The organism is Marinobacter sp. SBS5, assembly GCF_048285575.1.
Classification (GTDB): Bacteria; Pseudomonadota; Gammaproteobacteria; order Pseudomonadales; family Oleiphilaceae; genus Marinobacter.
In genome coordinates this window covers 12,718-39,127 of the sequence record NZ_JBLWAZ010000001.1, presented here as the reverse complement: position 1 = coordinate 39,127, position 26,410 = coordinate 12,718, and the positions used below count along the sequence as shown (strand labels likewise).

Sequence of the window (26,410 nt, the reverse complement as noted above, 5' to 3'; positions counted from 1 at the left end):
TCACTCGCCCCTCAAGCCACCCCGAATCGCTTCGTCCACCAACCAGCGGCGCAACGTCTGAATTCCCCGTTCCCGCCGGCGACTGGTTTTCCAGGCAAAATAGAACTTATCACCCGTCACCACCGCATGAGCCGGCAGCCGCACAAAGTCTTCCGAATCCTTACGAGTACTGAGCATGTAATCGTTGGTCAACGCGATGCCCTGATTGAAGCGCGCCGCCTCCAACGCCAGCAGCATATGGCTGAAATGCTGAACGCGGGTGCCGCTGGGCAACGACTGATCCACCGTACGGAACCAAGCAGCCCAATCACCGGCCTGCTTATCAAAAATGCTGTGGGTCGATAACAGCGGAAACCGGGCAATCTGCTCGGGCAAAATGGGCAGCTCGCCGCGGGCATCGGGCTCCGTGTCCCAGCCCATCTCCCGCCGTATCCGCTGCCAATAATCCTGGCTGCACACCGGGAACAAGCGCTCGGTGTACAAGTGCTCGTAACTGTAGGCCGGGGCCGAGGTGTAAATGGTAATAAAACAATCCGCGACCCGGTCCGACAACACCGGGTTCTGACTGCTCATCTCCAGCGCGAGATCAATCTGCGGGTGCAAACGCTGTAACTCGGGCAGTCGTGGCACCAGCCAACGTACGGCGAAGGAGCTGAATACCGACAACCGCAACCGCGATTCTTCATGCCCCAACAGCTGCTCACTGGCCCGCTCGATCTGCAGCAGCGCCGAGCCAATGGCATCGAAATACTGACGGCCTTCGTCAGTCAACGTCACCACCCGCCCCGAACGCCAGAACAAAGGCTCACCGAGATAGCTTTCCAGCTGCTTGATCTGATGGCTGACAGCACTTTGGGTAATCGACAGCTCATCGGCTGCCGCGGAAAAACTGGTCAGCCGGGCAACCGCTTCAAACACCGGCAGGGCTTTCAGGGGCGGGAGTCTCATCTATCTAATTTTCTAATAGTAAGTGAATAATGATCATTTTATCGGATAGTAAATCATAGATAGACTTGCGTTCACAGCTTATAGAGGCAACCGGCCTCTTACTCACCAATCAACAGATAAAAAGGGGGGATTGAATGTCAGGCAAAACCGTTAATAGCGCTATCTTGTTACTGGTCATCGGCAACGCTATGGCTATCCTCTCTGATATTTTTATCAAAACGTTGGAGCCGGGCGGGTCCGTTTTCCAATTCGCTTTTCTGCGTATCGTTATCACGCTCTTCTTCTTGCTTCCGCTCATCCGCAAGCTGAACCGTGACCACCTGTTCAGCGGATTCGGTATCCACGCTGTCCGCGCTCACGTGCATCTGGCAGGCATACTGGTGATGGTCATCGCGCTCACCAACTTGCCATTAGCCACCGCGAACGCACTGTTTTATGGCGCCCCCATCATGGTGATGGCGTTGTCTGCCGTATTCTTCAGGGAAAAGCTCACACGTTTGAGCATGGCCGCCGTGATCAGCGGCTTTGCCGGCATCATCGTTATCCTGCGTCCGGTCGAATTCAACTGGGCCGCCATCGCGGCACTGGTATCAGCCCTGACACTGGCGATCAACGCCGTGCTGGTGCGCAAGTTGCCGCAAGAACAAAGCACTGTGCACAAGCTGTTTTTGAACTACCTGCTGATCATTCCAGCGGCAGGGGCTTTGGCACTTTGGGAAGGCGCCGAATGGCACCCGGAAATGTTGATCAGCGCGGCAGGTTCGGCGTTCTTCATTCTGGGTTACAACATCGCCGTGTTGCTGGCTTACCACCAGGTCGATGCCAATCAGGTTACCAGTGCCGAATACACCGGGCTGATCTGGGCGGTTGCGATTGGTTGGATATGGTTTGGCGAAGTGCCCGACGTGTGGTTCATTGTCGGCAGCTTGATGATCATCGTTCCATTGGTGCTGATCGGACTGCGCAACCGTAAACGTTCACCGGCGCGGGGCTTTAACCCCGCACCGCGCGACCGTGAGCGCTCAGCCAGCCACCAGAAAAATCAACGTTCTGACGAGAACTGTTCTTTCAAGCAGGACTCAATCGCAAAGGTGTGATCGCAGTGGTCACCCAGCGCACGGAGTGACTCGGCCAGTCGAAGTAGATAATCGGTGTTGGGGCCACTGGGCCCCAATGCCTGAGCAATCTGCCGGGCAATGTCTTCAGGCGGGGCTTCGCCCAAAAAGGCTTCGTTGTCTTCCGTGGCGATATACACCAAACCTTCAGCCTGGCCGCCATCCTCAAAGGTCATAGTGGTGCTGAAGCGCAGATAGCCGTTCTTCTCCCGCACATCCAGGTGTTCGAACACCTTCGGTGCTACCCGGAACGCCATGCCTTTACACACGGCTCCGGGCTGCTCAATCAAGGTCACGACTCGACCCGGTGCCTCCGGAGTGCCCCGATGATCGTGAGAACCTTGCCAGAAACGCCGCGCCCAGCCTCGAATGGTGGCAGGCTTTTGCTCCAGAAAGGGAAAGTCCACCTTATAAATCAAGGAGCCATACCCAAACAGCCACACCGAATCGATACCGTCGAAATTGTGGCGGGTGCGATTGTGGTCAATGGTATTGGCAGGCATACCTATCCTCTTTTCCCAGCAACGAGCACAGTGTGTCAGGCTGCCTGAGTGCTGGCAATAAAGCCTGCAACACCCGTCAGAACGATTTCAGCGGCCATGGCAGATAGAATCAACCCACTGATTTTCGACATAATGTTCAGTCCGGTTTTACCCAGTGCCTTCTCAAGATAACCCGATAATCTGAGCAAAATACCCAGAATCACCAAACTGGATACCAGCCCCAACAAGCCCCCCATGACTTCAGGCACCGCTTTCAGCTCTGCACCGTAAACCAGGATCGCACCAATGGTGGCCGGGCCGATCATCACCGGAATGGCCAAGGGAACCACCGCGACGTCTTCACGATCTTCGTCTGGCAGGCTGGTCGCGTGATTACGCGTACCGCTGGTGACCAAACTGATGGCCGTCAGGAACAACAAAGCACCGGCACCAATCCGGAACGAGTTCAGGGTAATGCCAATCGCACTGAACAGCAGCGGGCCGGCAAAGAACAAGATAAGGCCAAGAATCAGTGCTGAAACACAGGCGCGACGGATGATCGATGCTTTCTCCGACGCGGGTAAGCCCCGGGTCAGTGCCAAAAACATAGTCACCACGAAGAAGGGTGCGATCAGGAACAAAAAGCGGATAGTACTGCTGAGGTAGGTGGAGAAAAACGTTTCAAGCATCCAAGGAAATCCGGCAGAGAAGTGTTCCGATAAGGATAGCGCTTAGCACCACATTCTGCCGTAAGGAAGAGAACCTATTTCCCATCCATCAAGCACTTAACGCTTGATGGACGGTTTGCGAGGCTTTTTCGGTTTTGCCGGCCGCCCCTTTGGACCAGTAGGGTTACGCCCGCCCGCTTTAGGGCCATCAACCGGCTTACCTCCGGGCCTGCCGGGCCCTTTACCGGGCGCTGGACCTTTACCTCGGCCCTTGCCGGAGCCTTTTCCGGGCGCACCACCCGCGCCCTTCCCGCCTCGGCCAGCAGCCGGTCGTCCTCCGGGCTTGCCACCCGGACGCGGCGGTTTTCCGCCAGCCCCCGAACGGGCAGGCTTCTTCTTGGGCTTGCTCGATGCTGGCTCGGGCGCTTCGGACGAGGAGTCCCGCACGGCATCCAGCAATGTACTCAGCTCTTTCTCGGTCAAATCACGCCAAGCACCTACGGGCAAACCACTGAGGTTCACGTTCATGATCCGCACCCGCTCCAAGCGGGTGACTTCATAACCGAAGTGCTCCGCCATGCGGCGAATCTGGCGGTTTAACCCTTGCACCAGAGTGATGCGGAAAACAAAGCGAGAGACTTGCTCGACCGGGCAGGGCTTGGTCACCGTACCGAGAATCGGAACACCACTGCTCATGCCTTTAATAAATTCTTTCGTCACCGGCTTATCAACGGTAACGATGTATTCCTTGGAATGGTTGTTACCCGCCCGCAGGATCTTGTTCACCAAATCGCCATTGCTGGTCAAAAAGATCAGGCCTTGGGAGTCCTTATCGAGCCGGCCAATGGGAAAAATTCGCTCACTGTGGCCAACAAAGCGAACAATGTTGTCTCGCTCTGCGCTGTCGGTGGTGCTCACCACACCCACCGGCTTGTTCAACGCAATAAAAATCAGGTCTTCTTCATCCCGCGGCTCCACCACCTGGCCATTCACCTTCACGGTATCGCCCGGCATCACTTGGTCACCGACTTGCGCTCGGCGCCCGTTAATGTGGACGTTGCCTTGCTCAATGTAGCGATCCGCATCCCGTCGGGAGCACATCCCGCTTTCGCTGATGTATTTGTTCAAACGGGTGGATGTTTTGGTGGCCATGAAGTCCTGCCGGTGCTGGTGGTTGAGTAAGTAACGAGAGCGCAGTCTGCACAGGGGGCATCATCCCACCGAGATACGGTTACGGCAACCGCCTATGCCGGATAACTTTCAGACATAAAAAAGCCACGGGCCCGAAGGCGCGCGGCTCAATGCGATCGCAGAATCGAAGGAGCGATCAGTAAAGCTTGGCCAGTGACTTCTTGGCGAAGGCGTCCACCTCGTTCAAACGGCCTTCTTTCACTTTCACCAGCCACTCCGGGTCTTGCAGCAGTGCACGACCTACCGCGATCAATTCGAATTCGTGGTTGGTCATGCGCTCAACCAATTCATCAATTCCAGACTGCTCGACCGCTTCTTTCTGGCTAGCAAAGGTGCCGCTGATGAAGTCTTCGGTCAGGCCAACACTGCCCACCGACATGGTCGGAATGCCTGTCAGTTTCTGAGTCCAACCGGCCAAATTCAAATCGGAACCTTCAAACTCTGGCTCCCAGAACCGGCGCGTCGAGGCGTGGAAGATATCCACACCGGCGTCTGCCAAAGGCTTCAGAAACTGTTCAAGCTGTTCAGGGCTGTTCACCAACCGAGCTTCATAATCCTGCTGCTTCCACTGAGAGAATCTCAGCATGATCGGATAATCCGGGCCTACGCGGTGGCGCACTTCTTCAACAATCTCGACCACAAAACGCAGACGGTTTTCCATGCTGCCGCCGTATTCGTCGTCACGCTGGTTAGTGCCTTCCCACAGGAACTGGTCCAGCAGGTAACCGTGAGCACCGTGAATTTCCACGCCGTCGAAACCGAGCGCCTTGGCGTCCTGAGCGGCATCACCAAAGGCTTTGACCACGTCCTTGATGTCTTCTTTGCTCATCGCTTTGCCGTTGGGCTTACCCGGCGCAAACAAGCCGGATGGGCTGTAACCTGGCTCGGATGGATCCGGCTCCGTGCCTTCTTGACGAACCGCACCCACGTGCCACAGCTGAGGGAAGATCGCGCCACCCGCTTCGTGCACGGCATCAACCACCTTCTTCCAACCGGCCAAGGCTTCTTCGCCGTGAAAAGCCGGTACATTCGGGTAACCGTTAGCGCCGGCATGGTTCACCGTGGTGCCTTCGGTAATGATCAAGCCAACCCCGGCTTCCGCACGGCGACGGTAGTAATCCACCACGTTTTCGCCCGGTACACCCTTGGGTGAGAAATTCCGGGTCATCGGGGCCATGGCTACGCGGTTGCGCAGCTTGAGGCTGTTGAGTTCAAACGGTTCAAACATCGGGCCTAGATTCATACTCATAATTCGGTGCAACCTCGTTAATTTGGTTTCTTAACGCAACCCTATTCAAATTGGTTTCATTATGCAACCCTATTCGGTACACTCACCTACATGGCCAGAAAACGTTTTGATGACTCCAATTGCTCCGTTGCCCGCGCACTCAATGAAGTGGGCGACTGGTGGTCCCTGCTGATTGTGCTGCACGCTATGTACGGCACCCGCCGGTTCGTGGATTTTCAGCAACAGCTGGGGATTGCGAAAAACATCCTGTGTGACCGCTTAGGCAAACTGGTAGATAACGAAGTGCTGCGTAAAGTGGAAGTCGGTGAACACGGCTCCCGCTTTGAATACCGGCTAACAGAGAAAGGCCGGGACCTGTTTCCGGTGGTCGTTGCCCTGCGCCAGTGGGGCGACAAGTGGAATCCAGCACCCGATGGCGAGCAACTTGACCTGCGTGACCGTGCAACCGGTCAGCCTATCCAGCCAGTCACGGTGCAAAACAACGAGGGCGAGCCCTTAAGCATTCGTGATGTACTGGTGGCGAAAGACCTGAAGGCAACAAAAGATACTGGCTGAATAGTGTGGAATGCCACATGCCGTATGGCTTTTTGAGCTATATCAATACCTCGTTCCTCGCCTTCCCCCCGCTTTGAGTTTTTTGCGCTAAATCAAAAACACACACGCCATCACCGGTAAATTGGAGTCATCAATTAATGGCTCAATTTTGGAGATGGTTATGTCTCGTGGTTTCAAACTAGGTGTTCTGGCAGCTGCCGTCATGGCCGTTGCACCGGCCGCTCAGGCGTTCGAAGCGGGTGATGTTGTTCTGCGTGCCGGTGCTATACATGTGTCACCGGATGATTCCAGCGAACTAATTACCGTTGGCTCTGTCGCAGCATTGGGCTCAGATGCGCGTGTCGCGGTCGATGCCAACACACAGCTGGGGCTTCGTGGCACCTACATGCTCACCAGCAATCTTGGCTTAGGACTACTGGCAGCGACGCCTTTCAAACACAACATCAGTGGCGCCGGTGATATTGCGGCCTTGGGTGATATTGGTGAAACCAAACATTTGCCACCTACGCTGACGCTGCAGTACTACCCGATGAAAAGCTCATCCGCTGTCCAGCCCTATGCAGGGGTCGGCGTGAACTACACGACCTTCTTCGAAGAAAAAACGGTGCTGGGTGAACTGGATCTGGATGACAGTGTGGGTGTCGCGGTTGAATTTGGCGTGGACTACATGCTGAATGAGGAATTCGGCCTGAACGCCGCCGTGTGGTGGGCTGACATCAATACCGATGCGCAGGTAACGCTTGCTGACGGCACGAAAACTGACAAATTCGAAGTCGAGATCGACCCCATGGTCTACATGGTCGGTTTCACCTACAAGTTCTGATTCAGGCTACTTTTTCAGCGCGAAGAAAAAAGCGGGACTTTTCAGCCCCGCTTTTTTAATGCCCGGAAAACCGGTTCAGCTTACGCGCTCTGGCGCTGAGCTGGGCGACCACTTCTGCCCTGCCCTTGGCCCTGGCGACCGCCACTGCGACCGGCTGGCTTAGGCCCGAAGCTCTTGCCGTTACCACCCTGTGGACGACGGCTGCGAGCCTTGCTCGGATCAGCCTTGGCTTTCGGCTTAAGCGGAAGGTTGTTTTTAGGCTCAAAGCCTTCCACTTCCTTGCGCGGCAACTGCTTTTTAATCAGCCGCTCAATGCCCGCCAGCATCTTACCTTCATCAGCACTCACCAATGACAACGCATGACCACTTTCGCCGGCGCGGCCAGTACGACCGATGCGGTGCACGTAGTCTTCCGGCACGTTCGGCAGTTCAAAGTTCACCACCTGCGGCAGCTGCTTAATATCCAGGCCACGAGCAGCAATGTCGGTCGCCACCAGCACTCGCACTTCACCAGCTTTGAAGTCTGCCAGTGCGCGAGTACGGGCACCCTGAGACTTGTTGCCGTGAATAGCGGCAGCGGTAATGCCGTCTTTTTCCAGCTTCTGGGTCAAGCGGTTGGCGCCGTGCTTGGTGCGAGTAAACACCAATACTTGCTCCCACGCGTTGTCACGCACCAGCTTGCTCAACAAAGCCGTTTTCTGGCTCTGATCCACTGGGTAAACCGACTGCACGATGCTTGCCGCAGAGGTGTTACGCGCTGCCACTTCCACCTGTACCGGGTTATCCAGCAGGCCTTCGGCCAAACCGCGGATCTCGTTCGAGAAAGTCGCAGAGAACAGCAGGTTCTGACGTTTGGCCGGCAACAGCGCAAGAATCTTGCGAATGTCGCGGATGAAGCCCATGTCCAGCATCCGGTCGGCTTCGTCCAACACCAGAATTTCCACTTCGTTGAAGCGCACAGCGTTCTGCTGGTACAGATCCATCAAACGGCCCGGTGTCGCCACCAGAACGTCCAGACCTTTGCGCAACTTCATCATCTGCGGATTAATTTTTACACCACCAAACACCACAGCGGCTTTGGTAGGAACGTATTTGCTGTAAAGGTTCACGCTGTCGTGAACCTGTGCTGCCAGCTCCCGAGTAGGCGTTAGAATCAGCGCGCGGGGGCCTTTGCCAGTGCGCGGGTTTTCAGACAAGCGCTGCAACAGGGGCAAAGTAAAGCCGGCCGTTTTACCAGTACCGGTCTGGGCCGCAGCCATCACATCTTTACCAGAGAGAACCGCAGGAATCGCTTGTAGCTGAATGGGAGACGGGGTTTCATAACCCTGATCGGAAGTGGCACGAACCAGCTGCTCGGACAAACCGAGAGAAGAAAAACTCATAAACGATGTACTCTTGATTAATTCTGCCTCCACGAACACCGTCGTAGGCGAATGCGGGCAGATGCCATGAAAATTCATGGGATATTAGACGACTACGGTCACGCGCCGATAATGGGGTGACGTCCTCTGACAGGTCGTATGGATAGTTCGCAAAGCGGCTTAAAGCCAAAAACTGCGGAATCCCTAGAGGCAGGATGCAAGCACGGTAACAGAGCACCTGTTAAATAGCCATAGGTGGTTATCATTAGCAGCCATCCTATCTTTCCACCGTCACGGAACTCCCGAAACGGTCTCCGGTCAGTAACAGCCACAACCTCTTACCCTGCACACGGAAATTGGAGACCACATGCTCAGCGTTGGAATCGGCCCCCTTAGCCTCTCAATCGGGCACCTGCTTCTGGTACTGGCCTTCATGGTCGCTCTAATTGTCGGCGCTCTGACCGGCCGTAAACGGCAAACCCCGGTGTCCGGTACCCTGGCCGATATTTTTCTGGTGGCCATGGTCAGTGCTCGGGTCGGTTTTGTGATTCGCTACTTCGAGCACTACCAGAATGACTTGTGGGGCATTATCGATATTCGTGATGGCGGCTTTGATATGGTCACCGGCGTTATTGCGGCGCTGGCCTTCACGGCTTACCTGATGTGGAAACACGCTGCTATGCGTCGTGCGCTGGGCTCTGCCATGGCGGCGGGACTAATTACCTGGGGCTTTACCACCGGGGTGATCGGCCTGATCAATCAGCAAACCCAGGGCTTACCCGAAGTGGCGCTAACGGACCTCAGCGAGAAGCCGGTCAGCCTGGAAGCCATCGCCCAGAACCGCCCCACGGTGGTGAACCTCTGGGCCACCTGGTGCCCACCCTGCATTCGCGAAATGCCGGTGCTGGAAGAGGCCCAACAGCGCCACCCGGGCATCAATTTCGTGTTTGCCAATCAGGGTGAGCACCCGGAAACCATTCGCAAGTTCTTGATGGAACAGAATCTGAACCTCAGCCATGTACTCAGCGATCGCCAAGGCCAGTTCGGTCGGGTTGTCGGCAGCTACGGCTTACCCACAACCCTGTTCTACAACGCTCAAGGCAACTTGGTCGATACCCACTTGGGTGAACTCTCACACGCCAGTTTGGCCCGAAGCCTTGAGCGCTTTGATAGCGTTCCCTAGGGAGCGGTTAATCAGCTGAACTTCAGGTAGCCATCGTCAACTGCATCTGAGCACAACACCCGGGTGTCCCGCTGATAATCCTGAACCGTTAGCCAGGGACCATAGGTACCCTGGCGGGGCAATTGGTCGGCAGCACGCTTCACATAGCCGGCGCCCAACGAGTCCATCATGGTCTCCTCACTTCGACTATTCTCCGCACCCGATGGCACCGCCATCTTGCAGTTCGCCCGGTCCATGTGATTGAGTAGTCGGCACAGGTATTCGCACGCGATATCAACTTTTAGAGTCCAGGAGGCGTTGGTGTAACCAATGATCACACCAGCATTGGGCACCCCTTCCACCATCACGCTTTTGTAGAGCACCCGGTCTTTGAGCTCAACGTCCTGACCATCCACCGTAGGCTTGATACCGCCCAGCATCTGAAGGTTCAGCCCGGTTGCAGGAATGATGATGTCTGCGGCCAGCGCTTCTCCCGATTTCAGGAGGATGCCGGTTTCCGTGAAGCGGTCAACGTGGTCGGTCTTAATAGACGCCTTGCCTGCTTTGAGGGCCTTGAACAAATCGCCATCCTTCACCACACACAAGCGCTGATCCCAAGGGTTGTAGTTAGGAGTGAAATGGCGCATATCCGCTTTGCCCTTCAGTTCGCGTTTCACAACCCATAAGAGAAACCGCCGCATGGCTCTCGGGCTTTTACGGGAGCGTTTGTACAACTGTCGTGAGATAAAGAGGTTTCGGGAGCGGGTCAACTTGTACGACAGTTTCGCAGGCAGCACCTTTTGCATTGCAAGGGTGACCCCATCTGTCGACGGCAGAGGCATCAGATAAGACGGCGAGCGCTGAAGCATGGTCACATGGGCGGCGCCTTCCGCCATGGTAGGCACTAAGGTAATCGCGGTGGCTCCACTGCCAATCACCACCACCTTTTTGCCGGTGTAATCCAGGTTTTCAGGCCAATGCTGCGGGTGCACCACCTGGCCTTTGAAATCGGCCTCGCCCGGAAAATCCGGCTTATAGCCTTGGTCATAATTGTAATAACCGGTGCAGCTCACCAGGAAGTCGGCGGTCCAGGTTTCGGTTTCACCCGTTTGTTCATTTTCGGCGCGTAGCGTCCAGCACTTATGGGCACTGGACCAATTAGCGGTTTTTACCGCCAAGCCATAGTGAATATGGTTATCCACACCCTTCTCACGGGCGGTATCGGCCAAATACTGTTTGATCGAGGCTCCATCCGCCAGCACCTTGCCCCCGGACCAAGGCCGGAATTTATAGCCAAAAGTGAACATATCCGAATCAGAACGAATGCCAGGATAACGAAACAGATCCCAGGTGCCGCCGAGCGATTGGCGGCGCTCCAAAATGGCAAATCGTTTATTCGGGCACGATTTCTTGAGATGGCACGCCATGCCAATGCCTGAAACCCCTGCACCGATGATCAGGACATCATAATGTTGCTCACCCATTCGTGTTGGCTCCCTATCGTTGTTTTGTTATCTGGGCCCTCCAACACTACTTGCTTTGTTCTGCTCTTCGATTGGCCTGAAACGCTCCTGGGGCAGTAAAACAAGTCACTAATAAAAAAACCGGTAGCCGCATCCTGCGGGTACCGGTTTCAGGGGTCAGCCTGAAGCTTTCAGGCTTGCGTAAACCTACTCTGCCGAGTTGCGGATCAAGAAGTCAAAGGCACTCAGAGACGCCTTGGAGCCCTCGCCCATCGAGATGACAATCTGCTTGTAAGGCACCGTGGTGGCATCTCCGGCAGCGAACACGCCCGGAATCGAGGTTTCGTTGCGCTCGTTGATGATCACTTCACCGTGCTGGCTCAATTCGATGTCGCCCTTCAGCCACTCGGTGTTCGGCACGAGCCCGATCTGAACGAACACGCCTTCCAGCTCTACGTGGTGCTCCTCACCGGTGGTGCGATCCTTATAGTTCAGGCCGCTCACCTTGCCGTTTTCACCCACGATCTCTGTGGTCTGGCCAGAGGTAACGATGTCGACATTCTTCAGGCTGCGCAGTTTTTTCTGCAGCACTTCGTCCGCACGCATCTGCTCACCGAACTCGATCAGGGTTACGTGGCCGACAATACCCGCCAGATCGATGGCCGCTTCCACACCGGAGTTACCGCCACCGATAACCGCTACGCGCTTGCCTTTGAACAGAGGGCCGTCACAGTGCGGGCAGTAAGCCACACCCTTGTTACGGTACTCTTCCTCACCCGGCACGCCCATCTGGCGCCAGCGAGCACCGGTGGACAGAATCACCGTTCTGGACTTCAATGAGGCGCCGTTCGCCAAGCGTACTTCGTGCAAACCGCCCCTGTTCTCGGCCGGAATCAGCTTTTCTGCACGCTGCAGGTTCATCACGTCTACGTCGTATTCGTTAACGTGCTGCTCCATAGCAGACACCAGCTTCGGGCCTTCGGTGTAAGGCACAGAAATCAGGTTTTCGATGGACATGGTGTCGCCCACTTGGCCACCGAAACGCTCAGCAGCCAGACCCGTGGAAATGCCTTTACGGGCCGCGTAGATCGCCGCCGCAGAACCGGCGGGGCCACCACCGATGACCAATACATCGAAGGCCTCTTTCTGGTTCAGCTTCTCGGCTTCTTTCGCGCCTGCGTTGGTGTCCAACTTGGCTACGATCTCTTCCAACGTCATGCGGCCCTGACCCCAAGGCTGGCCGTTCAGGTACACACTAGGCACCGCCATCACTTCACGCTGCTCGACTTCGTCCTGGAACAGGGCGCCGTCGATGGAGGTGTGCTTAACCTTCGGGTTCAGAACGCTGATCAGGTTCAACGCCTGCACCACGTCAGGACAGTTCTGACACGACAGCGAGAAGTAGGTTTCGAACTCGAATTCACCATCCAGTTCCTGGATCTGCTCGATCAAATCCTGTGAAGCTTTGGACGGGTGACCGCCCACCTGCAACAGCGCCAGTACCAAAGACGTGAACTCGTGGCCCATCGGAATACCGGCAAACCGAACACTCACATCGGTGCCAACCCGGTTGATGGCAAAAGACGGGCGACGCACATCCGCAGACTCTTCATCCCGCAGGCTGATCTTGTCTGACATGCTCGCAAGCTCTTCCAGCAGCTCTCTCAGCTCCTGCGACTTGTCGCTGTCGTCATACGCTGCCACCAATTCAATCGGCTGTTGCAGCTTGTCCATGTAGGCGTTCAACTGTTGCTTGATATTGGCGTCTAACATATGTGTTCTTCCCCTCAACTCAGGTGAAATCAGGTGTTTGCGTGATTAACGGTCGCAAACTGAATATGCATCTAAGATAAAGACTCACTATTAAAAGCTCAAATTGATTAGCCGAAAGCATTTGATAGTAAATCCCTATAACTATAGTTCAGGCCAGTGCTTGCCAAATTCCCAATAAAAAAGGCCCGCGAGGCGGGCCTTTTCGTTAGCTTTACCGTTAAGGCAAAACTTAGATCTTGCCAACCAGATCCAAAGACGGAGCCAGAGTAGCTTCACCTTCTTTCCACTTAGCCGGGCAAACTTCGCCAGGATTGTTGCGAACGTACTGAGCGGCTTTTACTTTGCGCATCAGGTCGTCTGCGTCACGGCCGATACCTTCAGCAGTGATTTCCATAGCCTGGATGATTCCATCCGGATCGATCAGGAAGGTGGCGCGGTCTGCAAGGCCTTGGCCTTCACGCATCACACCGAAGTTGTTGGTGATGCTGCCGTTCTGGTCGCCAACCATGTAGTAGTTGATCTTACCGATAGTTTCAGAAGCGTCGTGCCATGCTTTGTGGGTGAAGTGGGTGTCAGTAGACACGGAGAACACTTCTACGCCCAGCTTCTGCAGTTCTTCGTACTTGTCTGCAACGTCGCCCAGCTCAGTCGGGCAAACGAAGGTGAAGTCAGCTGGGTAGAAGAAAAAGATCGCCCACTTGCCTTTCACGTCGGCTTCAGAGATTTCTACAAACTCGCCACGCTTGAAAGCGGTTGCGTTAAACGGTTTGATTTCGCTGTTAATAATTCCCATCTCAGAATTTCTCCTGTTGGTACACGTGCATGTTAATGAATCTACGGTGCCTAGACTAGGCAACGAGACACCTTTAGTAAAATTGATTATTCAAAAGATCAAGATAGGCTTGACCTATCTCCTGATCCAACGTCAGCGTGATCATCTATGGTAGGAGCTTCGCAAATATTCGCAATAGGGATAGTAACCACTAGACTCGCTGATTAGCTGCAGCACTTAGTCAGGAGGAGGCCATACGCCTGGTTTGGGCGTGCTTGCGGTCCGCCAGCCAACGGTCAAAATCCGGCAATGCCATCGGCTGCGCGTACAGATACCCCTGCACCAGATCACATCGACTCTCCCTCAGGAACCGCTCGTCTTCGGACGTCTCCACGCCCTCGGCCACAACGGTCATACCGAGATTATGAGCCATGTTAATGGTTGAGCGCACAATCACCTGATTATTCGGGAAATCCTGAATGTGTGATACGAACGATTTGTCGATCTTTAGAACCGATGCCCGCAAACTCTGCAGATACGCCAGCGATGAATATCCGGTGCCGAAATCGTCAATCGCAATGGTGGCACCGCATTCCACCAATTCACTGACCATCGCCTGTGCGAAGCCTTCGTTGTCCAATAACGCCGTTTCCGTTATTTCACACTCAATGTCGAAATAACCGCCGCTGGAGCGCAGCAGATCTTTCAGGCCATCAAAGAACACTCGGTCCTTAAACAAGCGCGGAGACAAATTGAGTGCCAGGTGTCGTGGGCGACCGGCTTTTTCCCACTCGGCTTCTTGGGCTAGCAAGGTTTCCACCACCCAGCGGGTTAACGGCACAATTTGCCTCGAATTCTCCGCCACCTCTATCAACTGGGTGACCGGTATGGATTCCCGGGCACTTTTCGGCCACCTCAACAGTGCTTCACAGCCCATCGGCGTCAGCGTATTGAGGTCCAGCTTTGGTTGATACACCAAATTAAAGGCGTTGTTATTAATGTGCGTTCGTATCGCCGGCACCAGTTTCAATCGCTGCAAGGCCGCCTGTCGGTCAAGTTGGCTATAGCACCGCACCGCGAGGCCTTCCTGTTTACCCAAGCGCATGGCGTCTGTGGCCTGACGCAGCATAATTTCAGCGGGTGTCGAAGAGCGGTCATCACCGGCCTTATCCTCACCGTATTCTTTACTGCAATATTCCGCCGCCCCCGCGGTTGCCGACACCTCCACAGATGCTCCCGCAGCAAGGGACAGCGGAAGTGGTCGCTCGAGATGCTCCAGCAGGCTCTCGCAGAACTGCGATCCCCCCGACGTAAAACGCAGGCCCGGCAACCACAAGGCAAAACCGTCGCCGTCTATGCGCGCGCAATAACCCAAGTTAGCGACATAACCGGTGATGCGTTCGGCGATCACGGTTAGCAGCTCATCACCCGCCGAATGGCCGTAGGTGTCGTTCACTTCCCGGAAATAATCAATATTAAGACAAATCAGGCACCCCGCGGGGCTATCCTTGAGCGATTCATTAACCTTGTCAAAGAAAGCCGAGCGGTTTAACAGGCCGGTCAGTGCGTCGTAGCTGGCGCGGTATTCCAGTTCCCGCTCCCGCTCGACCCGCTCACTCAAATCCCGAAGCACCACCGTGAAAATCGCATCCCCAGACACGGCCACCCGGCTAACCGTCGCCTGAGCCGGTATGTGGTGCCCGCTTCGGGTTACCAGATGAGTATCGAACGGCTGATCTGGCAACGTAATCACCCCATGCCGGGCATCGGGCATAATTTCGTCCAGGGCAGCGCTTTCCAGCTCGCTTTCAGAGAGGTCGCACAGAGTCTGGATGGCCTGATTCGCCTTGGTAATCCGACCATTGCGATCCACGCACAAAATATAATCGTTGGTGGTCGCCACAATTCGGTTTAGCAGTGCTTCGTTATCTCGCAGGCTCACTTGCAACCAGAACCGTTCCAACATAACGGTATCAAGCCGGGCAAGATTAACCGCCACATACACCAACGCAACTAACAAAACAGGCTTGAACACATCCAGCAACAGGTGCATGTCAACGTAGGCCCAAACAAAGACACCTAGCCAAACACCGATGGCCAACCCCAAGGTCAACAGACCGCGCCGCCAGTTACAGCGACTGAAGACTAGCGCGGCCGCCAGGAACACCAAAGCAAAAATGAGAAACGCCGCCAACGGCGAAAGGGCAAACAAGCCTCCATTACGCAGAGTTTGGGCCCCCAACGCTTGAATCACCACGCCCGGAAGCACCTGATGAATCGGTGTTGCCAGATTGTCGCCCAACTCAATGGCGGTGGAACCAATCAAGACATCCCTGCCACGCAGAACGTCCTCCGGTACCCGACCTTCTAACAGATCTATAAAACGGACATAACGAAAAGACTCTGGAGCAATGGTGTAATCCACCCAGGTTCCATAGTCCGCCTGTCCTGCCAACGCACTCCAGGCGCCGCGATAGAAGTCCTCTTGCCAACGGAATCCGACAGGGAGAGCGCGCACCAAACCATCGCCCGAGGGATGCATGTTCACGGAGACCAACTCAACGCTTTCAGCCAATTCGGGCTTTGGCCGGCGAATCATCAGCTCGGCTTCGGTCTGGCTACGCCGTTGAACAAACACCGGTAAAAAGGTGGGCACGGTTTGTCCAATGGCTGAGACGGCTTGCTCCAGTTGCGCCCCCCCACCCAGACTGGATTCTGCACTGAAATCCACATCAATCATCAGCGAGCGAATACCTGCGTCCGCAAGCTGGTTTATTGCCGTTGCGTATACACTTCGGGGCCAAGGCCACTGCCCCACCGCCTCAATACTGGCGGAATCAATCTCCAGAATCAGCAGATTGCTCGGCTGCTCCGTCATCAGATGACTGATAATCCGGTCTCGCAGCCCGGTTTCCGGGCGCTCCAGCATGCCTGGCCAAAGCAGCAGAAGGAAAATGGCAAGAGCCAAAAAGGCTGCAAGAACAACCTTCAGGGCCGAACGAAGTCGGCTGAAAATATCACTCCTTACAGAACTCATAGCATCGAATTCAGAGGCTTCAGAACATTCTCAAGCAAACCATTGTCGTCCTGGCCATCATCTTGGTCCTGATCAAAGCCATCGTCGACATCGAAATCATGACCATCGTCATTGTCGATGAAGGCCGGGCCGTCTTCGAGGCCCAGGTCCAGACCAACATCCAGATCAAGGAGATTCTCTCCCCCCACATCGAGATCCACGCCTAGCCCGTCGCCCACACCCAAGCCAAGCCCCAAATCAAGAGCACCACCCACGCTGATGCCCGCATCGAGGCCTAAACCATCACCCGGCATGTCCCGCTCACCCTGGCCCATTTCAGCATCCGAATTTTCCGACAAACCGCCACCCGCATCATCACCACGGGAGCCCATCATCGGCACACTACCCAGCTCAACCAGCTCTTCGAGCTGATCTTCGAATCTGGCTGGCTCCTGGACGACCACCGGCTTAGCACTACTGGTGCTCTCGCCTGCCGCAGCCTTATTTTTCTGCTCGGACTGCTGGAACGTTTGAATGCCTGCCTGCACCTCACCCACACCCACCACATCACCGGGCGCCATCATCTGAGTTTGCTCGCTGGCAATATCGAGGACTTCGAGGGCTCCCTCGGTTAACGTGACCAAAGACGACGTTTCGGTCGTCACGATCACAAAACGGGTGCCTTTTACGGTAGAAACCAGAAACGGTGTCTCTACGCTAAACTCATCCGGCTGGCGTTCAATTCGATAAAACACCGTTCCGAACCATTGTTTTATGCGGTTAACCAGCCCGTCCGGCTCAGACGGGTTTGCGTGCAGCGCAATGCGAGCGCCACCTTTCAGCTCGAATTCGGAGCCTGCCTGGCTCAACAGCGCAGAACCATCCGCCAGAGCCTGAAACTCGACCGGCGCCTGGACAGACAATCCCTTTTCAGCTGGTTTCCAGGGATCATGATCATTCACCCGGTACTGGACCTGGCCGGAGACTGACTCAAGACGAACGGGCTCCAAGGCCATGGATAAGGTGGCGAGTAACAAAAGGGACACGCCCACAAGGAATCGACAAGCTTTGCTCTTGGTATGACTGAAAAGGGTACGCATAACTTCTCCCATTTTCTCAGTCGCGGTACTGAAACGGCTGATACTGTTCTATGCTTGGAGGGGATTTTCCTAACTATCATTCAGTAAAATACATTAAAGACCCAAACTCATTGGCTGTAAAATTTATGGACGCGTAACAATTGCGACAAAAGGTCAGACACGTTCTCATCTTGATCTTGGCGCTCTTCCTGCCCGTATCTCACGCTTCGGCAGAGGCGCCAATTTTAGGTGCGGTTATTTTCAAAGGTGTCACCACCTTTAGCCCACCTCAATTACTCTCGGTCTACTCCGACAGCCTGGGCCAGCCGACCGATTCACAGCAACGATCGCGGCTGCACACTCGCGTGCGCGACCACTACCTCGATCAAGGATTCCTCCCCCCTGCCGTGGTGATCGATTCACACCCCGATAGCGCTCACATCCTCGTCGTCAGTGTCACGGAACCGAAAATAGTCGACGTTCAACTAAGCGGTGGCACGCTTGATCAACGGGGGCAGGTCCGTACACGCCTGGCACCCTTGCGGGAACGAGCTCCAATTTCGCACCACGACATTAACCGGTTTACCCGAGCGCTCGAGCAAGCGATCGGTGTAGGGCTTAAAACGGCCATTGAAGAAACGTCACCGGGCCACCACCGAATCGCCTACATCCTGAAGCCACAAGTTCATGGCGAACTCACCTACAGCGCCGAGGGCAGTCAAACCCTAGGGAAGCACATGGTCGCCGGAAACGTCCGTGTCACAGGTTTAGGAGCTGGGATTAGTGAGATTTACCTGTTCGGCCTTCACACCCTTGAATCCAGTGGGTACCGCAACCTCGGCGCGGGCTTGTCTTATAACCCGACCGACACGGATACCGTTTATGCCGACGTCAGCAGTTCACGGGCCGTTCCGCAAAACCAACCAACCCAGCCTGACAGAGTGTACAAGCGAATCTGGTCCCAGCTTTTGTGGCGTCATCGGCTGTTGGACTCCACCACCTTCACACTGAGCCTCGACAGCAGCCTGATACTGCGGGATTACACTCGCGAATACAGAACCGATACCGAAGTGGACGAGCAACTGCGTATGGCCAGTTTAGGCACACTTGCCTATGCAAAAAATAAGAACCGATTATCGAGATTCGGCGTATCGGGCCGAGTGGGTGTGGATAACTTCGGCGCAAGGCGCAGTGGTTCCCAAACGAACGACGCGCTGGATCTCAACTTCCAGATTCTCCAAGCTTTCTACACGCTTTGGCAGGAATTGCCTGCTGAATTCTCCCTGAAACTTGACCTGTCCGGCCAATATTCCAGCGATAACCTGCCCTACTCTCAACGGTTCTCTATCGGTGGCAGTAACATCGCACTGGCCTATGAGCCCGGAGAATTCAGCGGTGACTCCGGGCTGGGCTCCAAGCTGGAATTACGACGCGGCTTCAGCAGTGAACGGTGGACACCTGGCACGCGCTGGGTGCCATACGTCTACTATGGCGTAGCCCGTGCCTACCAAAACCAAAGCGGTGATCGCGAATCCGGTGCCGCCACGGGCGCCGGGCTTCGCTTTCTGAACCGCAAGGTATCCGCCTATATCGAAGTAGGCCAGCCGCTGACTGCCGCCTCGACATACAAAGACAACGACCTTCGCATGACGGGCCGCCTCACCACCTACTTTTAAACAATTACGGCGTGCGCAAGGCGCTGCTTGTGAAGAGGGCGCCGTGCAAAGCTTGGGGATCGCATTGGCGCAACGATGCGCTCTATACGCCCGTTGCCAACTCCTGAGTTAGATCAGCGGCTGAAATTTCCTTGCACCCACTGACATTCTGGCCCGCCCATAGCGGCGAGAAATCACCACAATTTTTTTGTTCCGCTTTAGCTCGCAGAGGAGCCAATGCAGCCGAGGCTAGCGGAAACGCCGGCGCAACCGGGCTTATAGGCCCAAGCTCTTTCATAACGCGGTTCACAATGCCCCGAGCCGGCCGCCCGGAGAACACATTGGTCAGCGCGGTCACCGCCGCTGAATCGCTCTTGATCGTCGCCCGGTGAACGGCACTCGTATTCGCTTCCGGGCACAACAGGTAAGCCGTGCCCGCTTGCACGCCAGCAGCACCCAAGGCCATAGCCGCAGCCACCGCTTTGGCATCGGCGATGCCTCCGGCCGCAATAACCGGTACCTTCACCGCCTGAACAACCTGTGGCAGCAACGCAAAGGTCCCTAGCTGGGTGTTGAGATCCTCAGACAGGAAAATCCCGCGATGCCCTCCGGCTTCCAAACCTTGCGCGATAATCGCATCTACTCCGTTCGCTTCGAGCCAGCGCGCCTCCTCCACCGTGGTCGCCGTAGAGAGGATTTTCGCGCCCCAGCCGCGCACGCGGTCCAGCAAATCCTGCGCAGGCAGGCCGTAGTGAAAACTGACCACGGCGGGTTCGAATTCCGCCAACACGTCCGCGGCTTCCGCACCAAACGGCAAACGCCCAGCCCCACCGGTAACGGCGTTTTCGTCGATGCACAATTCCTGATAATAGGGCAACAGGGCGGCTTTCCATGCCGCATCCTGTTCCGCATCCGGCTCGGGTTGCGTATGACAGAAGAAATTAACGTTGAAGGGCCGGCTTGTCTGCGCCTTGATCGCTGCCAATTCCTTGCGCATGGCATCAAGACTGAGCATGCCGCACGGGAGTGACCCCAAGCCACCGGCCTCAGATACCGCGATTGCAAGTTCGCTACCCTGCACGCCCGCCATTGGCGCCTGGATGATGGGAAGCTCTATACCTAGAAGTTCCTGAATGTTCATAGAGCGCCTCTTTCAGTTGGTTGCGGAAAGACCACAATGTCATCGCCTTCCTGCCACGGTTGATATTTGACCATGATCTGCTGAAACACCGGGTGTTCCAGCCAATCCCTCAGCCACTGCTGGAGATTCGGATAGGGCAAGCTGTAGAACACCTCACGATCAACATGGGCGAACTGGCGTACAAAAGGCATGACGCCAATATCGGCAATGCTAACGCGGGGGCCCAGCAAATAGGTGTTGCGGGTTAACAACATCTCCAGCTCCTGCAAAAAGGCTTCGCCCTGTTGCCGATACTCCAGTTGGCTTTGTTCGGGATGGCGATCCGCGTATTTATAACGATCCAGCCAGTGCTTGAATTCGTGATCGTTACGTTCAATCAAAGCATTCGCACGAACCAAATCGGTGTTTAGCAAACCGAGCGGGTCGTTTTGCTCCAGTGCCCATTCGAGAATATCCCGGCTTTCCTCGATCACACGCCTTTTGGCGCCACCACCCTCAACCAGCTCCAGAACGGGCACCGTGCCTTTGGGGCTGATAGCCAGCATCTGCGCCGGCTTGTTTTTCAGCACGATCTCCCGCAACTCGACCGCTAACCCAGCAAACACAATACCGAGCCGGGCGCGCATGGCGTAGGGACAGCGACGGAAAGAGTACAAGCGATTCTGTGATGTGGTAATAATGCGCTACCTAGCTAAATTAAGTTGGGCGCTCATTATAGAGAGCAGCGTTTTTTCAGATCAAGGTAACCGATCTTGATCTCGTCGCAAAAAACAGCGATAACGCCCCAGTTTCCTATACTCAGTACAAAACCAAACGTTAACAACGGAATGAGCAGCAGATACATGGTCATAAAGGGACTGCTTCCAAGTTGGGCTATCCAACGCCAGCAACCCGAGCTCACCCAACAATTGTACACAGAGCTCCGCGGCTATGAGTACTTGGGGACAAGCGCTGCGGTTCTGGTATTGCTGGTTTTCTGGGAGAAAACCGCCGCCAACCATCTTCATTTATTCTTGGTCATTTGGCTCGGCGTTATGTTTTGCCTCTACACACTCCAATGGAGGCTACTCCGTGAGGCCGGGCCAGAGCTGTCTTACGAAGCCACCAAACGCTGGGCACCGCGTAATCGCGTGATGGCCTTCCTAATTGCTGGTGGCTGGGCGGCGCTAGGGCCCCTGCTGATCTGGCAACTGGACCCGTGGCAAACCCTCGCCTTGGCCCTACTGCTGTTCTCCGTCCTAGCCATGCCCGTGTCTGCATACAGCAACGACTACCCTTCGGCGCTCTTGAGTGTGCTGGCCATCGCCGTCCCTACGCTTACCGTTCTGCTCATCAAACAATTCAGCCAGCCTATTGCTTCACAGTTCTGGCTTCTTGCCACCTTCGGCACCGGCGCCCTACTCTGCCTGTTAAGTGGCCATCGCCTTTCACAAGCCAGACGCCGCGCGATCAATGAACAAAACGAGCTGATCAAAGCGCGGGTCAACATCGCCAGCATTGAACGCGAACTCCGGCGTGAAAGGGACACCGATCCGCAAACAGGACTGGGTAACCGCCGCTGGTTTGAACACTACCTGCAGCAAAACTATGTAGCGCCCGCAACCCCCTTCTACATCATCGCCCTGAGTATTGACCGATTTTCCGACGTGACCCCTTCGTTTGGACGGCACGCAGCGGATTTCATTCTGCAAGATCTGGCTGGTCAGCTAAACCATCCCGAGGCGCTTCGACAACTGGCGGCCCGAGGTGATTCGGACTGCTTCCTGATTCTGTATGAAGGAATGGAGTCTGGTCTGGAGATCGAGGAGACCGTCAGCCAGCTGTTTAAACTCTTCAAATCACCATTCTGCTGGCAAAACCAGCCACTGACATTTACTTGTTCCCTCGGGGTTGCCGGCTGGCACTCGCACCTTGACGACAGCGCCCACGTGATCGAAAACGCTCTGCTATCGATGCGCGAAGCCGCAAAAACGCTTGGTAATTCCTTTCGAATGCATGATTCGAAATTGCAGGAAAACGTAAAGCGGCAAGCTATTCTTCGTCGGGAACTAGTCGAAGTTACCGAGCGCGACGAGCTGTTTCTCGCCCTGCAACCCAAGGTGATACTGGCGTCAGGGCAAGTCACGAGTGCGGAAGCACTGTTGCGATGGATGCACCCGGAGCTAGGCTTTGTCAGCCCGGCGGACTTCATTCCTCTGGCAGAATCGACGGGGGAAATCATTGTGCTTGGCCGGTGGGTCATCAACGAGGCGACACGCTTGTTGTTAAAGCAAGACATGCCCTCGGGCTTTTGCATGGCAGTGAATGTCTCCGTTCTCCAGTTCACCGACCCGGAACTGATTCCAACCGTGGCTCGTGCTCTGAAAAAACTGGAGGGCAGCGGCTGTACTCTGGAAATCGAAATCACCGAAAGCGTGTTTATGGAAGATTCGGCAAGGGTTATCAAAGCCGTCAAAGAGCTGATCGAACTTGGCGCTAAAGTAGCGCTGGATGACTTCGGCACCGGCTATTCTTCGCTGGCCACGATCAGCCAACTGCCCCATCACACACTGAAACTCGACAAGAGCTTTGTTGACGCTATAACCACCGATCAAAAACAGGCAACGATAGTCAAAGCGATTATCCAAGGCGCGTTGTTAATGGGTGTGGATCTGGTCGCGGAGGGCGTAGAAACCAAAGCCCAATGCGAACTACTGCGAGACTTTGGTTGCCAGTTGATACAGGGCTATTACTTCGCCCGGCCCATGAAAGAAGACGAATTCTTCTCCTGGATCAAGAATTACGGGCACGAACCCGATCTTGAGTCGCTGGAAAAAAGACTGTCCGTTAGCGTTACTTAAAGCCCCGCGTCGCGACGGGTTTGCAGCCTATCCAGGCAGCCCGGAAAACTTCTCCATGCGTTTTGGTTTGTTATCCTGTTTTTGATGTCCGCGATACAAAATAGTTTCTACCCAAGATGACCGTTAGAATACCACCAAGAACTAAAGCTGATGACTCTACCAAGCGCAGAGTAATCAATTCATTGGTAAATATTACACCCCCTATCGCTGCAACTATCGGAACAAACAACTGAACAACAGCTGCCTGTGTTACAGAAAGCCCTTTAAGGGCGATATACCAAACCGCGTACCCAACGCCAGAAGCAATCGCGCCAGATAATACCGCCAATAGGACGCCCTCCTGAGATAGATTGGCGTCCTGTAAAGTGAAAATAAGTAAAACAAGAACAAATGGGGAGGTTCGTAAAAAATTATAAGCTGTGTCGGCAAGGGGTTGTGTGGAAGACCTTCCGATCAGTGTATAAAACCCCCACGCCATACCCGAAACCGTCATAAGAATGAAGCCCATTAATGATGGAGTGGTGACGCTGGGTATGATCAAATAAACAAAACCTGAAAACGCAATGAATACGCCCAACCACTCGGCATAATGCAGCCTGTTCCCTAATACCACACTAACGGCAATCATGGTGATCTGAACAGCAGCAAACAAGATGAGCGCGCCGGTTCCTGTGTCTAAAGAAATGTATCCATACGAAAAAGCCACGGCGTAAACAAACAACATGCTTGCGCCCAGCCAACTACCTGTAGATTGGGTGTTTTTCGTTTTTCTCGTCATTGCAACTGCGATCATTAAAATGAAGATTCCAGATAGCAGCCGTATGATCGTAAAGCTTGCAGCGTCAATCGACTTTTCACCCAAGGCTAATCGGCAAAGCACTGAATTTCCAGCAAAGGCTAAAAGCGCGAAAATGGTGCATACAATGATTTTTATAGTATTGTCATTCATTAGATAAACATTCCACCTTCACCTAAAACCATTTAACAGTCACATTTAAACTAATTTCATAATGATTTTATTAGCACAAACATTTGACTGATCATGGGCTGAGCCAATTGCTCTACACCAGGGCGATTAAAGTAACTACGCAAACCTGTAAATTGAACTTGGAAAAATCGGGCATATTCAAGCCCGGTAATATTTTTATTTAACTCTCCATTGCTTTTAGCTTTCTCAAACAATATCGACAAATAGTTTTCAAACTGAGCAGACAAATACAAACCTAACTCGTATAAGCTTGAGTCCCTATCTGCAAATTCACCATTTGCTTTAACCAACATGCAAATGGCACTTGGACTGCAATCCTTTTCTTTAATTAAAACACTTTCTACAAACGCACGTAATCCGCCAAGCACCGTATCGGAGTCTGATAAAAAACCTTCTATTTTGGCTTTCATTTGTACGGTGTAATCTTTCAGTGATTCGCTGTACAGCCCTTCTTTCGAGCCAAATGCAGAGTAAATGCTGCCCGGGCGCATGTTCACCGCTTCCTGTAAATCACGCGTGGATGTGGCATGAAAACCCTTTTTCCAAAACAGCTCGCTCGCAACGCGCACAACGTTCTCGCGCTCAAACTTGACCTTATTCGCCATAGCATTTTCAACCAAAATGAACGATTGCTCAACTTTAACTTGAGCGATCGCTCAAAATCAACTATCGTGCGTACTGAAGTCACTCAGAACTGTTAATTGTTAGGAGCTACTAATGGCAGAATTTACTCTATACACCAAAGAAAACGCACCGGAAGAAGCAAAGCCGTTACTCGCGGATTCCATCGCCGGATTTGGTATGATCCCTAACCTTCATGCAGTCATGGCTGAAGCACCCACATTGCTTAAAGGTTACCAAGTACTGCATGATTTGTTTCAAAAGACATCATTTAATGCTGAAGAGCTAACCGTGGTATGGCAATCCATTAACGTAGAACACAATTGTCATTACTGTGTTCCTGCACACAGCGGTATTGCAGCAGCAATGAAGGTCGACCAAGATATTGTTGATGCTCTTGTAAACAAAACACCACTTGCAGATCCTAAGCTAGAAACACTACGTGAAACGACGCTAGCAATGACACGTGAGCGCGGTGTTATCAGTGATGAGCAAATTGAGAAGTTTTTTGCAGCGGGTTATGGAAAGCAGCAACTACTCGAAATCATTGTAGGCTTATCTCAAAAAGTAATGAGCAACTATACGAATCACCTTGCTGATACGCCAGTAGATTCGGCATTTAAAAAATACGTAAAATAAATGCAGTTTTGTATCGTGAAAAAGGCAGCTCAGGCTGCCTTTTTCATTTTTCGTTAGCCGGGAAACAGGATGTTAACTCCGCACATCTCGCTTCAGTTTTGCTCCGTTTCGGTTTCATCCAGACTACATGTCGACGACTTGAACTCAAGCGGCGCTGCGGGCCCGACCCACCCCGGCATCCTTAGTGTTACTCTTCTCTCGAATAGGGCTTCGCAGTCATTGTCAAAGCGCACAATGAACTTTTCAAAGTCGATCGATTTCAAAGTAGCCATAACTTTCCCATGACTTCTGGCGAAGTTAACCAACACCTCAAAATCTCTCTCATTTTGATATTCGGGCGCTAATGCGGCCACTGACGTTAGTGGCAACAACATAATCACGACGAACAGGGTGATTTTTCTCATAGGCATCTCAATTTAAAACCCGATTTTTGCCGGGTGATCGCAACGCAGCATTCGCATTAATCCTCAACAATAATCACGTCATATTTTTCGTCGTAGCTGTCGACCGCGAGAGCGTATTTGTTGCCGAAATAGAGCGTGGCTTTACCCTTCTCGTGGGCCGTCAAATTGCAAGTTTCTCCACCAAACAGGACCCCGGGTTCACGAAAGGGGATCGCGCTTCTCGCATTTTCACAGTCAACACTGGCTATTTCTGGCTCGGATGAAATCACTCCCGGATAATACCCCCACCACCCGGGAAACCCATTGCCAATCGCTAAAAGTTCAGCGGTGTCGCCCTTCTTCAGGCGCAACACGGAGGTATTGTTATTCTCTTCGATCAAGCTGGTATAGCTGTATCTTGTTCCAGCGCAACCCTGAAGAAGGCAGGATACTAACAACAGGTAAGCGATTTTGTTCATGTATTGA

The 26,410-nt window shown here is 53.9% G+C and carries 24 protein-coding genes; 7 read left to right on the top strand and 17 right to left on the bottom strand.

The window, feature by feature from the left end:
- Positions 1-948, bottom strand: coding sequence for a LysR substrate-binding domain-containing protein (locus tag ACNQ6O_RS00230; protein WP_418051255.1), 948 nt, complete (start codon positions 946-948; stop codon positions 1-3).
- A gap of 134 nt (positions 949-1,082) precedes the next feature.
- On the opposite strand from ACNQ6O_RS00230, the gene ACNQ6O_RS00225 reads away from it, so the two are divergent.
- Entirely contained in the window at positions 1,083-2,045 is a 963-nt protein-coding gene (locus ACNQ6O_RS00225) for a DMT family transporter (protein WP_418051254.1), read from the top strand.
- Here ACNQ6O_RS00225 and ACNQ6O_RS00220 read toward each other — a convergent pair.
- The 4 genes from ACNQ6O_RS00220 to ACNQ6O_RS00205 form a co-directional block, all read right to left on the bottom strand.
- Positions 1,991-2,566: a gamma-glutamylcyclotransferase gene (locus ACNQ6O_RS00220; protein ID WP_418051253.1), complete on the bottom strand. Its 576-nt coding sequence runs from the start codon at positions 2,564-2,566 to the stop codon at positions 1,991-1,993. The two genes, ACNQ6O_RS00225 and ACNQ6O_RS00220, sit on opposite strands and share 55 nt — an antisense overlap.
- A 35-nt stretch (positions 2,567-2,601) precedes the next feature.
- Positions 2,602-3,234, bottom strand: coding sequence for a MarC family protein (locus ACNQ6O_RS00215; protein WP_418051252.1), 633 nt, complete (start codon positions 3,232-3,234; stop codon positions 2,602-2,604).
- A gap of 96 nt (positions 3,235-3,330) precedes the next feature.
- A complete protein-coding gene (gene rluF, locus ACNQ6O_RS00210) occupies positions 3,331-4,365 on the bottom strand; it encodes a 23S rRNA pseudouridine(2604) synthase RluF (RefSeq protein WP_418051251.1) in 1,035 nt (344 codons plus the stop codon).
- A gap of 175 nt (positions 4,366-4,540) precedes the next feature.
- Positions 4,541-5,653: an NADH:flavin oxidoreductase gene (locus ACNQ6O_RS00205; protein WP_418051250.1), complete on the bottom strand. Its 1,113-nt coding sequence runs from the start codon at positions 5,651-5,653 to the stop codon at positions 4,541-4,543.
- Between the two features lie 90 nt (positions 5,654-5,743).
- Here ACNQ6O_RS00205 and ACNQ6O_RS00200 point away from each other — a divergent pair, with 90 nt between their 5' ends.
- Both ACNQ6O_RS00200 and ACNQ6O_RS00195 read left to right on the top strand, forming a co-directional pair.
- Complete coding sequence (locus ACNQ6O_RS00200; RefSeq protein ID WP_418051249.1) at positions 5,744-6,208, top strand: winged helix-turn-helix transcriptional regulator; 465 nt, start codon at positions 5,744-5,746, stop codon at positions 6,206-6,208.
- Positions 6,209-6,368: 160 nt separating this feature from the next.
- Positions 6,369-7,031: an OmpW/AlkL family protein gene (locus ACNQ6O_RS00195; protein WP_418051248.1), complete on the top strand. Its 663-nt coding sequence runs from the start codon at positions 6,369-6,371 to the stop codon at positions 7,029-7,031.
- Positions 7,032-7,111: 80 nt separating this feature from the next.
- On the opposite strand, the gene ACNQ6O_RS00190 is transcribed toward ACNQ6O_RS00195, so the two are convergent.
- Entirely contained in the window at positions 7,112-8,413 is a 1,302-nt protein-coding gene (locus ACNQ6O_RS00190; protein WP_418051247.1) for a DEAD/DEAH box helicase, read from the bottom strand.
- Between the two features lie 346 nt (positions 8,414-8,759).
- Between ACNQ6O_RS00190 and ACNQ6O_RS00185 the strand changes: the two genes are divergently transcribed.
- Positions 8,760-9,575: a prolipoprotein diacylglyceryl transferase family protein gene (locus ACNQ6O_RS00185; RefSeq protein WP_418051246.1), complete on the top strand. Its 816-nt coding sequence runs from the start codon at positions 8,760-8,762 to the stop codon at positions 9,573-9,575.
- An 11-nt stretch (positions 9,576-9,586) separates the two neighbouring features.
- On the opposite strand, the gene ACNQ6O_RS00180 is transcribed toward ACNQ6O_RS00185, so the two are convergent.
- The 5 genes from ACNQ6O_RS00180 to ACNQ6O_RS00160 all read right to left on the bottom strand — a co-directional run bounded on the left by ACNQ6O_RS00180 (position 9,587) and on the right by ACNQ6O_RS00160 (position 17,678).
- Positions 9,587-11,038, bottom strand: coding sequence for a flavin-containing monooxygenase (locus ACNQ6O_RS00180; RefSeq protein ID WP_418051245.1), 1,452 nt, complete (start codon positions 11,036-11,038; stop codon positions 9,587-9,589).
- 186 nt (positions 11,039-11,224) lie between these two features.
- Positions 11,225-12,790 (bottom strand): alkyl hydroperoxide reductase subunit F, encoded by a 1,566-nt coding sequence (gene ahpF, locus ACNQ6O_RS00175; RefSeq protein ID WP_418051244.1) that lies wholly within the window; start codon positions 12,788-12,790, stop codon positions 11,225-11,227.
- Positions 12,791-13,019: 229 nt separating this feature from the next.
- Entirely contained in the window at positions 13,020-13,583 is a 564-nt protein-coding gene (gene ahpC / locus ACNQ6O_RS00170) for an alkyl hydroperoxide reductase subunit C (RefSeq protein WP_418051243.1), read from the bottom strand.
- 220 nt (positions 13,584-13,803) lie between these two features.
- Positions 13,804-16,599, bottom strand: coding sequence for an EAL domain-containing protein (locus tag ACNQ6O_RS00165; protein WP_418051242.1), 2,796 nt, complete (start codon positions 16,597-16,599; stop codon positions 13,804-13,806).
- Positions 16,596-17,678 carry a hypothetical protein gene (locus ACNQ6O_RS00160; protein ID WP_418051241.1) on the bottom strand — a complete coding sequence of 361 codons (1,083 nt, stop codon included), beginning with the start codon at positions 17,676-17,678 and terminating at the stop codon, positions 16,596-16,598. The genes ACNQ6O_RS00165 and ACNQ6O_RS00160 overlap by 4 nt, the downstream gene beginning before the upstream one ends.
- Positions 17,679-17,848: 170 nt before the next feature.
- Here ACNQ6O_RS00160 and ACNQ6O_RS00155 point away from each other — a divergent pair, with 170 nt between their 5' ends.
- Positions 17,849-19,333: a ShlB/FhaC/HecB family hemolysin secretion/activation protein gene (locus ACNQ6O_RS00155; RefSeq protein WP_418051240.1), complete on the top strand. Its 1,485-nt coding sequence runs from the start codon at positions 17,849-17,851 to the stop codon at positions 19,331-19,333.
- An 82-nt stretch (positions 19,334-19,415) separates the two neighbouring features.
- Here the strand turns inward: ACNQ6O_RS00155 and ACNQ6O_RS00150 are convergent, their stop codons facing one another.
- Both ACNQ6O_RS00150 and ACNQ6O_RS00145 read right to left on the bottom strand, forming a co-directional pair.
- Positions 19,416-20,453 (bottom strand): NAD(P)H-dependent flavin oxidoreductase, encoded by a 1,038-nt coding sequence (locus ACNQ6O_RS00150; RefSeq protein WP_418051239.1) that lies wholly within the window; start codon positions 20,451-20,453, stop codon positions 19,416-19,418.
- Positions 20,450-21,109: a glutathione S-transferase gene (locus ACNQ6O_RS00145; protein WP_323750420.1), complete on the bottom strand. Its 660-nt coding sequence runs from the start codon at positions 21,107-21,109 to the stop codon at positions 20,450-20,452. Before ACNQ6O_RS00145 ends, ACNQ6O_RS00150 begins: the two co-directional genes overlap by 4 nt.
- A gap of 186 nt (positions 21,110-21,295) precedes the next feature.
- On the opposite strand from ACNQ6O_RS00145, the gene ACNQ6O_RS00140 reads away from it, so the two are divergent.
- The gene (locus ACNQ6O_RS00140; protein WP_418051238.1) at positions 21,296-23,293 is read left to right on the top strand and encodes a putative bifunctional diguanylate cyclase/phosphodiesterase; all 1,998 of its coding nucleotides are present in this window, start codon (positions 21,296-21,298) and stop codon (positions 23,291-23,293) included.
- A 70-nt stretch (positions 23,294-23,363) separates the two neighbouring features.
- Here the strand turns inward: ACNQ6O_RS00140 and ACNQ6O_RS00135 are convergent, their stop codons facing one another.
- Both ACNQ6O_RS00135 and ACNQ6O_RS00130 read right to left on the bottom strand, forming a co-directional pair.
- Positions 23,364-24,242 carry a DMT family transporter gene (locus ACNQ6O_RS00135; protein WP_418051237.1) on the bottom strand — a complete coding sequence of 293 codons (879 nt, stop codon included), beginning with the start codon at positions 24,240-24,242 and terminating at the stop codon, positions 23,364-23,366.
- A 56-nt stretch (positions 24,243-24,298) separates the two neighbouring features.
- Positions 24,299-24,886 carry a TetR/AcrR family transcriptional regulator gene (locus ACNQ6O_RS00130; RefSeq protein WP_418051236.1) on the bottom strand — a complete coding sequence of 196 codons (588 nt, stop codon included), beginning with the start codon at positions 24,884-24,886 and terminating at the stop codon, positions 24,299-24,301.
- Positions 24,887-24,998: 112 nt separating this feature from the next.
- Between ACNQ6O_RS00130 and ACNQ6O_RS00125 the strand changes: the two genes are divergently transcribed.
- Positions 24,999-25,541 (top strand): carboxymuconolactone decarboxylase family protein, encoded by a 543-nt coding sequence (locus ACNQ6O_RS00125; protein ID WP_418051235.1) that lies wholly within the window; start codon positions 24,999-25,001, stop codon positions 25,539-25,541.
- 92 nt (positions 25,542-25,633) lie between these two features.
- Here the strand turns inward: ACNQ6O_RS00125 and ACNQ6O_RS00120 are convergent, their stop codons facing one another.
- The gene (locus tag ACNQ6O_RS00120; RefSeq protein WP_418051234.1) at positions 25,634-25,945 is read right to left on the bottom strand and encodes a hypothetical protein; all 312 of its coding nucleotides are present in this window, start codon (positions 25,943-25,945) and stop codon (positions 25,634-25,636) included.
- Between the two features lie 56 nt (positions 25,946-26,001).
- Positions 26,002-26,403, bottom strand: a complete 402-nt coding sequence (locus ACNQ6O_RS00115; protein WP_418051233.1) for a hypothetical protein — start codon at positions 26,401-26,403, stop codon at positions 26,002-26,004.
- Positions 26,404-26,410: the final 7 nt, after the last annotated feature.

What these genes read in the sequence shown, in the direction of transcription:
- ACNQ6O_RS00230 (WP_418051255.1), bottom strand. Translation starts at nt 948, where the DNA reads ATGAGACTCCCGCCCCTGAAAGCCCTGCCGGTGTTTGAAGCGGTTGCC.
- ACNQ6O_RS00225 (WP_418051254.1), top strand. Translation starts at nt 1,083, where the DNA reads ATGTCAGGCAAAACCGTTAATAGCGCTATCTTGTTACTGGTCATCGGC.
- ACNQ6O_RS00220 (WP_418051253.1), bottom strand. Translation starts at nt 2,566, where the DNA reads ATGCCTGCCAATACCATTGACCACAATCGCACCCGCCACAATTTCGAC.
- ACNQ6O_RS00215 (WP_418051252.1), bottom strand. Translation starts at nt 3,234, where the DNA reads ATGCTTGAAACGTTTTTCTCCACCTACCTCAGCAGTACTATCCGCTTT.
- rluF (WP_418051251.1), bottom strand. Translation starts at nt 4,365, where the DNA reads ATGGCCACCAAAACATCCACCCGTTTGAACAAATACATCAGCGAAAGC.
- ACNQ6O_RS00205 (WP_418051250.1), bottom strand. Translation starts at nt 5,653, where the DNA reads ATGAGTATGAATCTAGGCCCGATGTTTGAACCGTTTGAACTCAACAGC.
- ACNQ6O_RS00200 (WP_418051249.1), top strand. Translation starts at nt 5,744, where the DNA reads ATGGCCAGAAAACGTTTTGATGACTCCAATTGCTCCGTTGCCCGCGCA.
- ACNQ6O_RS00195 (WP_418051248.1), top strand. Translation starts at nt 6,369, where the DNA reads ATGTCTCGTGGTTTCAAACTAGGTGTTCTGGCAGCTGCCGTCATGGCC.
- ACNQ6O_RS00190 (WP_418051247.1), bottom strand. Translation starts at nt 8,413, where the DNA reads ATGAGTTTTTCTTCTCTCGGTTTGTCCGAGCAGCTGGTTCGTGCCACT.
- ACNQ6O_RS00185 (WP_418051246.1), top strand. Translation starts at nt 8,760, where the DNA reads ATGCTCAGCGTTGGAATCGGCCCCCTTAGCCTCTCAATCGGGCACCTG.
- ACNQ6O_RS00180 (WP_418051245.1), bottom strand. Translation starts at nt 11,038, where the DNA reads ATGGGTGAGCAACATTATGATGTCCTGATCATCGGTGCAGGGGTTTCA.
- ahpF (WP_418051244.1), bottom strand. Translation starts at nt 12,790, where the DNA reads ATGTTAGACGCCAATATCAAGCAACAGTTGAACGCCTACATGGACAAG.
- ahpC (WP_418051243.1), bottom strand. Translation starts at nt 13,583, where the DNA reads ATGGGAATTATTAACAGCGAAATCAAACCGTTTAACGCAACCGCTTTC.
- ACNQ6O_RS00165 (WP_418051242.1), bottom strand. Translation starts at nt 16,599, where the DNA reads ATGAGTTCTGTAAGGAGTGATATTTTCAGCCGACTTCGTTCGGCCCTG.
- ACNQ6O_RS00160 (WP_418051241.1), bottom strand. Translation starts at nt 17,678, where the DNA reads ATGCGTACCCTTTTCAGTCATACCAAGAGCAAAGCTTGTCGATTCCTT.
- ACNQ6O_RS00150 (WP_418051239.1), bottom strand. Translation starts at nt 20,453, where the DNA reads ATGAACATTCAGGAACTTCTAGGTATAGAGCTTCCCATCATCCAGGCG.
- ACNQ6O_RS00140 (WP_418051238.1), top strand. Translation starts at nt 21,296, where the DNA reads ATGGTCATAAAGGGACTGCTTCCAAGTTGGGCTATCCAACGCCAGCAA.
- ACNQ6O_RS00135 (WP_418051237.1), bottom strand. Translation starts at nt 24,242, where the DNA reads ATGAATGACAATACTATAAAAATCATTGTATGCACCATTTTCGCGCTT.
- ACNQ6O_RS00130 (WP_418051236.1), bottom strand. Translation starts at nt 24,886, where the DNA reads ATGGCGAATAAGGTCAAGTTTGAGCGCGAGAACGTTGTGCGCGTTGCG.
- ACNQ6O_RS00125 (WP_418051235.1), top strand. Translation starts at nt 24,999, where the DNA reads ATGGCAGAATTTACTCTATACACCAAAGAAAACGCACCGGAAGAAGCA.
- ACNQ6O_RS00120 (WP_418051234.1), bottom strand. Translation starts at nt 25,945, where the DNA reads ATGAGAAAAATCACCCTGTTCGTCGTGATTATGTTGTTGCCACTAACG.
- ACNQ6O_RS00115 (WP_418051233.1), bottom strand. Translation starts at nt 26,403, where the DNA reads ATGAACAAAATCGCTTACCTGTTGTTAGTATCCTGCCTTCTTCAGGGT.